The organism is Photorhabdus tasmaniensis (assembly GCF_011189505.1).
Taxonomy (GTDB): Bacteria; Pseudomonadota; Gammaproteobacteria; order Enterobacterales; family Enterobacteriaceae; genus Photorhabdus; species Photorhabdus tasmaniensis.
In genome coordinates, this window is the sequence record NZ_PUJU01000006.1 from 56,857 (window position 1) to 67,656 (window position 10,800).

Genomic DNA, 10,800 nt, shown 5'->3' on the forward strand with positions numbered 1-10,800 from the left:
CAAGGAGAGCCCTCTATCGTGCGCCTGATTATCAGCTTATTACTTAGCCTGCTCATTATTAGTCCGGTTTTTGCTGCTACTCAATTTGATGAAAACCAGCTCAAACAAGAACTGAAACAAATTGAATCCAGTAAAAATCCGCAGGATGCAGAAGTTGCTCAGGCGCTCCAAGGAGCGCTCAATTGGATTGCTGATACGAAATCGGCTAACGACAGAACACAGAAATATCAGGCTACCATTGATGATTTTCCAAAAATAATCAGAGAGCTCCGTCAAAAATTACTTGCTGAAAGTGATACTCCCCGCCAAATTCCTGCTAACCAGCCAATTGCAAATCTTGAGCAGCAAATCATTCAGATCAGCAGCCGGTTACTGGACCAAGGTGGACAATTACAGCAAGAACAAGACAAAGGACGGGAAATCAGCGACTCCCTTGGATTATTACCGCAACAACAATCAGAAGCACGACGCCTTCTGACGGAAGCATCCTCTCGCCTTCAATCATTAGAAACACCTGCCACTCCGTTAGGAGAAGCCCAATTTGCTTTAGCTCAAGCCGAAGTAAACGCTCACAAAGCTACAGTTAATGAACTGGAAATAGCTCAACTTTCTGCCAATAACCGGCAAGAAATTTCCCGTATGCGAGTTGATCTGTTCAAAAAGCGTTATCAGCGACTTGATCTTGAGCTGCAAAAACTCCGCAGTCAGCTTAACGCCCAACGCCAGCAAAAAGCAGAATTAGCTCTGGAACATACAGAAATGCTGGCAGAACAAAGTGGCCAGCTACCAAAATTTCTGCTTGATGAATTACAACTGAACCGTCATTTATCTCAGGAACTAAATCAGCAAGCACAACGAATGAATACCATCGGCTCAAAACAACGCCAGGCCGCCAGTGATATTATTCAAGTCCGGCAAGCATTGAGTACCATTCGTGAACAGGCTCAATGGCTTGGAGGCTCCACAACGCTTGGAGAAGCACTTCGAACTCAGCTTGCCCGTTTGCCCGACCTATCTAAACCTCAGCAACTTGACCGGAATATTGTCAAATTCAGGGTCGATCGGCTGAAATACGAAGATATGCTGGAACAGTTACAGAAAGAAACAAAACCAACACAGGCAAACAACGTTGCACTGACGGCCGAACAAGAGCGGATTTACGATTCCCTGATTCGTACCCGCAAAGAATTACTCAATTCATTATTATCGGGTTATGACAGTGAGATTCTTGAACTAACCAAACTGAAAGTCTCTACCAACCAGCTAAACGATGCACTAACAGAAGTAAAAGAAGCCACCCACCGTTATCTATTCTGGGTCGCGGATGTTAATCCTGTCTCGCTCGATTACCCTATTAGTGTTGTGCAGGATCTGACCCGCTTATTATCACTGGATACTTTCTCCCAGTTAAGTGGTGCTCTAATCGTCATGCTGACCACTCAGGATACACTGCTATATCTGCTTGGCGCGCTATTTCTTGTCATATTCAGCATCGGTTCTCTCCGCCACTATCACGCATTTCTTGAGCGCGCGAGTAACCGCATCGGCAAAGTAACCTATGATCATTTCTCCCTTACTTTGCGTACCGTGTTCTGGTCGGTTATTGTCGCGTTACCTTTGCCAATGCTCTGGTCCGCGATCGGCTATGGGCTGCAAAGTGCCTGGCAGTATCCAATGGCGATCGCCATTGGTTATGGAGTCAGTGCGACGACTCCCGTATTATGGATCTTTATGCTGAGTGCGACATTTGCACATCCAAATGGACTCTTCATTGCCCATTTTCGCTGGCCGGAAGAACGAGTCAAACGCGCATTGCGATTCTACCAACTCTCTATCTTTGCTATCGTGCCATTAGTGATGGCATTAATCACTTTCGAACATTACAGTGATCGAGAATTTGCCTCCACACTTGGCAGGCTCTGTTTCCTGATACTGTGCGTCTCCTTAAGCTTGATTACCAGCAGCCTGAAACGGGCAAGAATCCCTCTCTATCTGGATAAAAATGGCTCCGGTGAAAATGTTATCAATATTGCTCTCTGGTGGATTTTACTCTCTGCGCCAATAATCGCGGCTCTGGCTTCCATATTGGGCTATTTCAGTACATCGCAGGCATTACTGGGACGTTTAGAAACTTCTGTTGCTATTTGGTTCTTCCTGCTGGTTATTTACCATATTATCCGGCGCTGGATGCTGATTCAGCGGCGCCGGATTGCCTTTGAACGAGCCAAACAGCGGCGGGCGGAAATTCTGGCTCAACGTGCCAAAGGAGAAGATGATTCAACGGGTTCAAGCAGTATCGAAGGCTCCATTGAAGTTGACGAACCCATTATTGACCTGGATGCAATCAGTGCTCAATCCCTGGGATTGGTACGCTCAATTCTGACCCTGCTTGCGCTGGTTTCACTGATTTGGCTCTGGTCAGAACTCCATTCAGCTTTCTCATTCCTGGAAAATATCCGCCTGTGGGATGTCACTACAACAATAAACAATGTAGAAACGGTTCAACCCATCACAATGGGCTCAGTATTAATCGCCATACTGGTGATTATTATCACAACTCAGCTAGTACGTAACCTGCCTGCACTGCTTGAGCTGGCCTTATTGCAGCATCTGGAACTGGCCCCAGGTACCGGTTTTGCCATTACCACACTAACCAAATACACCATTACGCTGATTGGTGGCTTGGTCGGTTTCTCGCTGATTGGTATTGAATGGTCAAAACTGCAATGGCTGGTTGCCGCACTGGGAGTTGGGCTTGGTTTTGGCTTACAAGAGATCTTCGCCAACATTGTTTCTGGCTTAATGATCCTGTTTGAAAAACCCATTCGCATTGGCGATACCGTCACTATCCGCAATCTGACCGGCAGCATCACCAAGATTAATACACGGGCGACAACACTTTCAGATTGGGACCGGAAAGAGATTATCGTTCCTAACAAAGCCTTTATCACTGAACAGTTTATTAACTGGTCATTGTCTGACACCATCACCCGTGTCGTACTGACAATTCCTGCGCCGACAGAAAATAACAGCGAAGAAGTCACCCAAATCCTGTTAACTGCGGCTAAACGCTGCTCGATGATCCTTGATAACCCGGCACCTGAAGTGTATCTGGTCGATCTGCAACACGGCATCCAGATATTTGAGCTACGGATCTATGCTGCTGAAATGGGGCACCGGATGCCGGTCCGCCATGAAATCCACCAGCTTATTCTGCAAGAGTTCCACAAACAGGGTATTACTCTGCCATTCCCACCATTTCAGGCTAACATCGATGTAATTGGTCAAAACATTCGCAGTGCGACCACCAATATGTCAGGCCGAAATCCCCCCCGTCAGCCCGGGAGTTTATAAAAAGAGAATGAAGAACTGAGCATCCGTATTTGAACCAATTCGCTCTATTTCAGGCAAAGTATTACCTTTTACCGCCATCCTATGCCTGAAATAGACTTTGCGAAGCAATCAATGTCGCCCCACAAGAGGTTTTCATCCCCTCCAGGGCATACATTTGCCCATTAGAGCTGACTATACCCGGCGTCCCTTCCACGATAGTTTGATTACCACCACATTTTGGACAGGATACAGCACCCCCCACCCGGGCCGCTTTCTTCCCTAACACATCAAAACCACCATCACCAGCCAGCACCTTGCCGCCATGCGAAGTCGAGTCTCCAACCAAAATAATGGAACGTAACATTTATTTATCCTCTCAACTATTAGTTAACTATTAATTTCAGATTATGATATCTGACTATCATGGTGCCATAACTTAATTAAATTAATCTCACTTAAATCAAACTTTTTGAAATAAATTAAATCATTATGTTACTTAAACGCCGATAAAATTCACATCAGTGACTGTTTTGAAGTGAGATTTACATATCTTTAAAATATCAATCTTGATATTTATTAAATCAACATATAAATTCTCATTAACCTTTGATCGTAAAAGAGGCGATCGTACTTTGCCTCATTTATCCCTAAACCGGGTGATCCAAATATTCTTCGGGGGTTGGAAGGTCATGAATGCTGGACATCTTTCAATCATGCCCGGACACCAAAAGATGATGTCATTGAGGAAAAATGAAGCAGAAAACAGCACGCCATTTCATATCTTCGAAAGTTACGGACGTTTTCTGAAAAACAAAGAGGGCATTCCGTTTACTCAGTACCGGCTGGAAGCTTTGCGTGCTGACAGCAAATCAGGGCAAGCGGAGAGCAATTGTATTCGATTAATGCCGGGCAGGATCTTCAAATTAACCCACCACCCGATTGATACCATGAATGACCGCTGGCAGGTTGTCTCTTGCCAACATCAGGGGTACGTCCCTGCTGTTTTAGGTGATAGCGGCACCGGCACCACCCTCCATTCCCAGACCCGGTTTATTCCCGGCCGCAACGACTGGCGTCCCCCCTACCGCTATAAACCGCTGGCAGACGGTGATGAAGTCGCCACGGTAGTAATGCCACCTACTTCGATGGCTCTGTGCACCCTGATAATCTGAAAATGTTGATTGAAGTAAAATTTCCAGGGGATGCACTCAGTAAATGGCAAGAGATTGACTACGTTCAAATTGCTACCCGCTCTCGCTTTGGTGTGATGCGTGTCGACGATAACCGCACAGAAGAGCAAAAACAGTATGATGAAGCGTGGCGAAAACATTACCAACCCGGTTCACAACACTATAAAAATCCAATCCCACTGGCACCCTTGCCGCCTGATGACGCCTTACCGCCCCCCACTCCTCCGGAAGAAGGCATACCGGGGACCATTCCGCAACCGCTGACAAAAAATCTACCACTTCTCAGCACTTCCCGCTGGTCGTTTTTACCCAGCTATGAAGACTGGGTTGTCCTTGGGCAGGAGGTGGCGGGTCTGGCCGAAAATGGGTTGAATTATGTTCGCGATAGCACCCGGGAGCGCCTTGCCCAGTTTGGAGTCTGGTTTAATGAGGCTGGCAAATGGGTGTGTAACGAGATTATTGACCCGATAACCCATCAGGTCAGCTATGCTTTTTCCTGGGTCAATGAACAGACGGGGAAAATTGTGACTTGGACAGAGAGTGAGATAAAAGCCCGGTGGCAAACCGTGCAACAGGGTTCAGATATCACCTTAGCAGAGCTTAAAGACATTAGCTGGATGCAAATATTAAAAGAGGTGGGTGAAGGAATGCTGGAAGTGGTTGTGATTGTTGCCGAAGTTGCTGTTGTTATCCTTGTCACCCTTGCCGTTGCTGCTGCACTGATTGCACTGGTGGAAATTTTAGCCGCTGCCGCCACAGTGAGCGCCGCCGCGTTAGCTGCTGTCCTGGCAATATTGGCGAGTGTCACATTCGCCACTGCCTCATAATTCACGGAGAAAATGATGGAAACTGTAGATTACTTTGCCCAACTGAGATCACAACTGACCTCTTTTCTTTTTCTTAATGCTGATGGACTGGCGGTTTCTCGCCTGGGAATTTCTATCACCCTGTTTTTTAAACAGGGCTACACGCAGGAGAAAAAGCAACGCATTCTGGCTTGCTATCGCCGCTTTCGGGAAGAATTTGGCACTCATCTGCGTTTTCATACTCATGAACTCAAGGGGCTAAAAAAATATTCACCCGAAAATATTGCTAAAGTGGAAGAGGGTATTCTTAATCAGAAAAAGAATCAGCCCTCTAGTTGGGATGTTAGTGACGCTAAAAATCTCTATGAAGCCCCTCGCTATCTGATGCATTACATAAACTCCCGGGAAATAAGCGGTGACAACAGTAGCTCCTATCTGAGTCTGGTGCTGCCCTGGGATTATCTAAAGGAACAAGAGGGCATGGCTCGCTTTATGGCCTGGCTGGACTTTCTGTGTGAACAGCTCGAACCTGACTGGGGAGATTGTGGCTACTGTCTGGTCTTACCCAGAGATTATCATGATTATTTTCCCTTAGAGTATCAATTAGCTCAGCGTTATCCCACCCTGCAAGTTAACTCCACTATTCATACAACACTAAGAGATTATGCCCATGCTATACGGAGCATGAACTGGATCACCCTGCTGTCCAAACGCTTTGTCGGACGACTGGGTGGGGAACATTGGATACGTAAGACGCTGGCTCGTTACCCGGATGTGGTGATGAGTCCTTACCCCAATGGACTGATTATCCGCGCCGGTAAATACCCAGATCTGACACCGCTGCCGGGCAGCGTCCCGGAAAGTTATTTTGCCATTAACCAACTGATACGTCCGATACGTTTTGTGCCGGGAGAAGGTGATTCCCTGCACTTTTACGGTGCAGGTCATTTTGATGATATTTCCACACAAGCCTGGTATGCCCGCTATGACCGTGGCCCTCTGCATGTCACCCCGGTGAGAAGCGGCGAACCGATGCTTGTCAGCGGATTCTGGCGAACCGATAGCCAGCCTGACAAACAGTATTTCTTTGTTCAAGGCGCGACTGCCTTTGATATTCAGGGTGCAGAGCCGGGCACAACGGTATGGCATCTGATCCGAGAAGCAGAAAATAGGAATGAATAAGGGATGAGAAGCAGTAGATAAAAAAGAGATGCTGGAAGAAGAAGACGCACTGGAGTTCCAGTTTTTCAGTGAAATCCTCGCCGGTCTGCTCGGCAACCTGCAATCCTCCCTGCCCGGCCAGCAGGTTCTGGCAAAGCTTGCCGCCAAAGAATCGGACAGCAACGGGGATGGCAACTTCTGGCGTACCATTACCGGCAGTGTTATCACCGTGCTGAATAACGACAAAGTCAAATCACCGATGCTTGAGAGCCAGTTTATTCGCGGCGTCGATAATATTCTGCTGAGCATGGGGACATTCCTGGCAACCGTCTATGCGGATCCCGGTCAGGCGATTTCTCAGGGGGCTCATTATATCCACCAGCTTCCCCAGAAAGCCATTGACCAGATAACCCAACAATTTGTCCCCGCCTTGTTATCCACGTTGGGCGTGGAAATAACGAAAGATGGCAGAGTCGCACTCAGCGAACAAAGCTATCAGGAAATGCTCAAGCGGCTGGAATCGAAAACCCATCGTCACCAGCCAGATCCAGCGGTGCGGACACAAGCTATTGGCGAGCGGATCATTAACTGGAGCAAACGCCTGGAATCACTCGGCAACAAACCGGTGATAACCCTGCCTGAAGTTAAAACCACTGTGGACTCCCCGGTTCAGCTTTTTACCCTGGAAGGAGCCGGTAAGCCTTCTATTGGCTTACTGTTTGACTCCTCACTGGCCGGTACCAGTCTGTTTTTGAATGCGTTTACCCTGGCAGATGTGATCACGCAGACAGAATATGCCCGCAATAATCCGTTACAACCCGGACCTACCTATATGAGTCTGGTGCGCTTTAGCACGGCGGTGATTGGTATGAGTGCTGATTTGGCTTCTCTGGGTTCAACGCTGGCGAGTAAAGTGAACTCCCCAATAGTCAACGCGTTGATGAGCAACATAAAAGTACCCGCGGTCAATGTGGCTGTGGTCAATCAGTTCTCCCGTGTTGCCGGCAGTGTCGCCGGTTATTTAGGCGCACTGGTCTCCTTCTATGATGCCAGTAATGCCTTTAAAGTAGGTAATAACGTAGAAGGTTATAGCCAGATAGCGATAGGGACAGGGTCCATTATTCTAACCACAGTCGGATTAATCTTCCTTGCTGCTGGTTCCGTCCTCACAGCAGGAATGCTGGCATGGCTGGCTGCGGGAGTCAGTTTGCTTATCGGTGGCAGTATTGTCCAGGCCAACAGTGCCTGGTCAGATTTGGAAAAAGTACTGAATAATTGTTTCTGGGGAGCGGGAGATAAGTATGATTTTTGGGGTACAGATGCTCGACAATCAATCAGTGATCAACTTAAAAAAGCCAGAGAAATGGACAGTAACACTCAAAATCATTTTCTTATCGAAAACCAGGAATTTCTAAATCTGTTTATTCAGCCACAACTGAAAATACATCAGGGATTTGGTATCACAACCTATTGTTTTACCCTGCCAGCTTTTCAGATGGGTCTCTCAAATATCTGCGAGATCTTTGTGACTCCATTCAGAACTCCCTACTACTGGGAAGGAAAAATCGATTATGTTGAAATTAACCGCCGCAAATATATCCCTGACGACTTCCGTAGTACCAAATTCAGGGAAGCTAAAGAGCAAGCCAAATTGACCCTAAATGGCAATACAGCAACGCTGGAAGTAGTAGTCCCAGAAACAATGGGCGTTTATCCCCGCAGCAGCGAGCTGTACTGGTACTATGAACAATCAGAAAATGTCATTGCCCCTATGCGCTATCTCTGGGAAAAAGAACCCACAGCAGAAAATACCATTAAGGGCAGTTTTGACGGAGAGCGAACACTATGAAACAACGATTAAAAAACTTACTCAAAAAATGTTTTCCCACTATTCATCCACTGCCAGCCAAACGGCTGGCGCTCTGGGAAAAAGAACTTCTGGCAGCACCGCCAGATATTAAGGATGCAGAAACCATTAAACATGTAGAAATACTGGACTACCTGAATGACAAAGAATGCCATATCCGCAATCCTCAACGCCGTTTCCGTAGCATCACCTTAATTCCAGTAACTCTGGGGATTATCAGTAGCTTAATATTGAACGTTAACGATTTTATTGAAACATGGCGGGCAGCGGAAAAAAATCTGCTTTGGTCTGTTAACGATGCAAAAAAAGATTATGGCGAAGAATTTTATTTGAACCCTGCTCTACCCGATTTTCTTAAAAAATATGAATATATTGCTCATGATAAAGAAATTTCACTAAGAAAATACTTGTATTGTCGCTATAACTTTTACCCCAGTAGCTCCCGGATGCTTATAATTGATATAAGTTTCCTGCTGCTCTATCTGCTGATTATTCCACCTTTTTTTTATTGTATATTTTTTTGGCAGAGACAAGCACCATTAATTATCGATCGTGAACGGCAGATCTTCTACACCTGGTATAAAGGCAAAGCTTATACCGCCCGTTATCCACAATTAGGCATGTTGGAAAAAACTAATATTCTGTATCTCAAAGTCTACGGACTAGATGAAAATAATAACCTTATCGAGCGTGTCTTTATCCCCAATGTCACCAGCTACACCTTCGCCGCATTAAGCAGTGGCAATGATAAAGCGCTGGCCGTCGCCTTTATGGTGAAATTTTTATTAAACGGCAAAGAAGCGGTCAGCAAAGTGGATTATAAACGCCGTGGACCGCTTATTTGGTGGAGTAAAGATAAAAGGCCCGCTGATTTAGAGACACAAATTCCCCTTATTCTGGCAGAACTGGATCGCCTAGGTCCCCCTGATGAAGATCTCTCCGAATGAAAGCAGCATTAAAAAGTTTGCTCAAAAAATGGTTTCCCACTATTCATCCACTGCCAGCCAAACGGCTGGCTTGCTGGGAAAAAGAGCTTCTGGCGGCACCACCGGATATTAAGGATGCAGAAACCATTAAGCATGTGGAAATACTGGACTACCTTGATAATAATGAGTGCCATGTTCGTAATACTCAACGCCGCGCCCGGAGTATTACCTTAATCCCGGTTACATTGGGGATTACTAGTAGTCTTATCCTAAATATTAACGGATTTATTGAAGACCGTAAAAATGATGAAGAAGAAATTTATCGCTGGGTAGCACTAGTAAAGAAGAAGTATGGTGAAAAATTTTATCTGCGCAATGATCTACCTGATTATATGGAAGACGCCCGTTATATTGGTAATGATAAAGATATCTCTCTGAGAAAATATCTGTGCTATCGCTATACCTTTTATCCAAGCAGTTCACGGATTCTCAAAATTGATATAGGTTTCCTGCTCCTTTACCTAATAATTATTCCACCTTTTGTCTGGGCTGTATTTTTTTCACACCGTCAGGCACCATTAATTATCGATCGTGAACGACAGATTTTTTACACCTGGTATAAAGGCAAAGCTTATGCCGCTCGTTATCCACAAGTAGGCATGGCAGAAAAAACTAATATTCTGTTCCTCAAAGTCTACGGCCTAGACGAGAACAATCAACTTATCGGACGTGGTTTCATCCCTAACGTCAGCAGTTATTCTTTTGCTTTTTTAAGCAGTGGCAATGATAAAGCGCTGGCCGCCGCCTTTATGGTGAAATTCTTATTAAACGGCAAAGAAGCAGTCAGCAAAGTGGATTATAAACGCCGTGGACCGCTTATTTGGTGGAGTAAAGATAAAAGGCCCGCTGATTTAGAGACACAAATTCCCCTTATTCTGGCAGAACTGGATCGCCTTGGCCCCCCTGATGAAGATCTTTCTGAATGAAGTTTGCTGACATCAAGACCATCATTGGAAAGATATCTATGAACTAGATTTAGCTGACGCCAGAATTGATATGCTGACCATTCAGGAAAGCTCGATGTTTCAAAGCCAGTTTATTCGCAGAGTCGATAATATTTTACTGGGAATAGGACATTTCCGGCAACTGTCCGCGCTCATCCCGGGCAGGTAAACTATGTCCGGCAACTTGCTTGAGGCTGTAATTTAAACTGTCATTAAAAGTCATTATTTTAACTTATGGTTTTAATCAATATAAAATTTTCACCTTTGTTTTTACCACTTTTAATGTCTGCCTTTTATGAAGTTTAATCATCATGGGTTATCGTGTTTTATGTTTAACCCGCGTTAATCATACTCACTTTTTATCTTTACTGACACTGTTTTACTCGCAGTTTTAATCAGCTTTAATAAGTCACCCCTTTTTGTTTTTTCGGATAATCACCGCCTTTTTCAGGGCTTAAATCCTGCCAAATTAACTGTTTTATCCCTCTTTTTATTGCGTTATCTTTAAGGTTT

General features: G+C 45.4%; 8 protein-coding genes. 7 read left to right on the forward strand and 1 reads right to left on the reverse strand.

Annotated features, from left to right (window positions below; all coding sequences use genetic code 11):
- The first annotated feature begins 18 nt into the window (after positions 1 to 18).
- Positions 19 to 3,354 (forward strand): miniconductance mechanosensitive channel MscM, encoded by a 3,336-nt coding sequence (gene mscM, locus C5471_RS03890; protein ID WP_133813884.1) that lies wholly within the window; start codon positions 19 to 21, stop codon positions 3,352 to 3,354.
- A 79-nt stretch (positions 3,355 to 3,433) separates the two neighbouring features.
- Here the strand turns inward: mscM and C5471_RS03895 are convergent, their stop codons facing one another.
- Positions 3,434 to 3,697, reverse strand: coding sequence for a PAAR domain-containing protein (locus C5471_RS03895; protein WP_133813885.1), 264 nt, complete (start codon positions 3,695 to 3,697; stop codon positions 3,434 to 3,436).
- Positions 3,698 to 4,022: 325 nt separating this feature from the next.
- Here C5471_RS03895 and C5471_RS03900 point away from each other — a divergent pair, with 325 nt between their 5' ends.
- The 6 genes from C5471_RS03900 to C5471_RS03925 are packed head-to-tail and all read left to right on the forward strand — an operon-like array spanning position 4,023 to position 10,269.
- Positions 4,023 to 4,505, forward strand: coding sequence for a contractile injection system protein, VgrG/Pvc8 family (locus tag C5471_RS03900; protein ID WP_422630903.1), 483 nt, complete (start codon positions 4,023 to 4,025; stop codon positions 4,503 to 4,505).
- A 2-nt stretch (positions 4,506 to 4,507) separates the two neighbouring features.
- Positions 4,508 to 5,350, forward strand: coding sequence for a VRR-NUC domain-containing protein (locus C5471_RS03905; protein ID WP_242688560.1), 843 nt, complete (start codon positions 4,508 to 4,510; stop codon positions 5,348 to 5,350).
- Positions 5,351 to 5,365: 15 nt separating this feature from the next.
- Entirely contained in the window at positions 5,366 to 6,511 is a 1,146-nt protein-coding gene (locus tag C5471_RS03910; protein WP_133814257.1) for a DUF3396 domain-containing protein, read from the forward strand.
- A gap of 28 nt (positions 6,512 to 6,539) precedes the next feature.
- Entirely contained in the window at positions 6,540 to 8,339 is a 1,800-nt protein-coding gene (locus C5471_RS03915) for a hypothetical protein (protein WP_133813886.1), read from the forward strand.
- Entirely contained in the window at positions 8,336 to 9,304 is a 969-nt protein-coding gene (locus tag C5471_RS03920) for a hypothetical protein (RefSeq protein ID WP_133813887.1), read from the forward strand. Before C5471_RS03915 ends, C5471_RS03920 begins: the two co-directional genes overlap by 4 nt.
- Positions 9,301 to 10,269, forward strand: coding sequence for a hypothetical protein (locus tag C5471_RS03925; protein WP_133813888.1), 969 nt, complete (start codon positions 9,301 to 9,303; stop codon positions 10,267 to 10,269). The genes C5471_RS03920 and C5471_RS03925 overlap by 4 nt, the downstream gene beginning before the upstream one ends.
- The last annotated feature ends 531 nt before the right edge of the window (positions 10,270 to 10,800 follow it).

What these genes read in the sequence shown, in the direction of transcription:
- C5471_RS03895 (WP_133813885.1), bottom strand. Translation starts at nt 3,697, where the DNA reads ATGTTACGTTCCATTATTTTGGTTGGAGACTCGACTTCGCATGGCGGC.
- C5471_RS03900 (WP_422630903.1), top strand. Translation starts at nt 4,023, where the DNA reads ATGAATGCTGGACATCTTTCAATCATGCCCGGACACCAAAAGATGATG.
- C5471_RS03905 (WP_242688560.1), top strand. Translation starts at nt 4,508, where the DNA reads ATGTTGATTGAAGTAAAATTTCCAGGGGATGCACTCAGTAAATGGCAA.
- C5471_RS03910 (WP_133814257.1), top strand. Translation starts at nt 5,366, where the DNA reads ATGGAAACTGTAGATTACTTTGCCCAACTGAGATCACAACTGACCTCT.
- C5471_RS03915 (WP_133813886.1), top strand. Translation starts at nt 6,540, where the DNA reads ATGCTGGAAGAAGAAGACGCACTGGAGTTCCAGTTTTTCAGTGAAATC.
- C5471_RS03920 (WP_133813887.1), top strand. Translation starts at nt 8,336, where the DNA reads ATGAAACAACGATTAAAAAACTTACTCAAAAAATGTTTTCCCACTATT.
- C5471_RS03925 (WP_133813888.1), top strand. Translation starts at nt 9,301, where the DNA reads ATGAAAGCAGCATTAAAAAGTTTGCTCAAAAAATGGTTTCCCACTATT.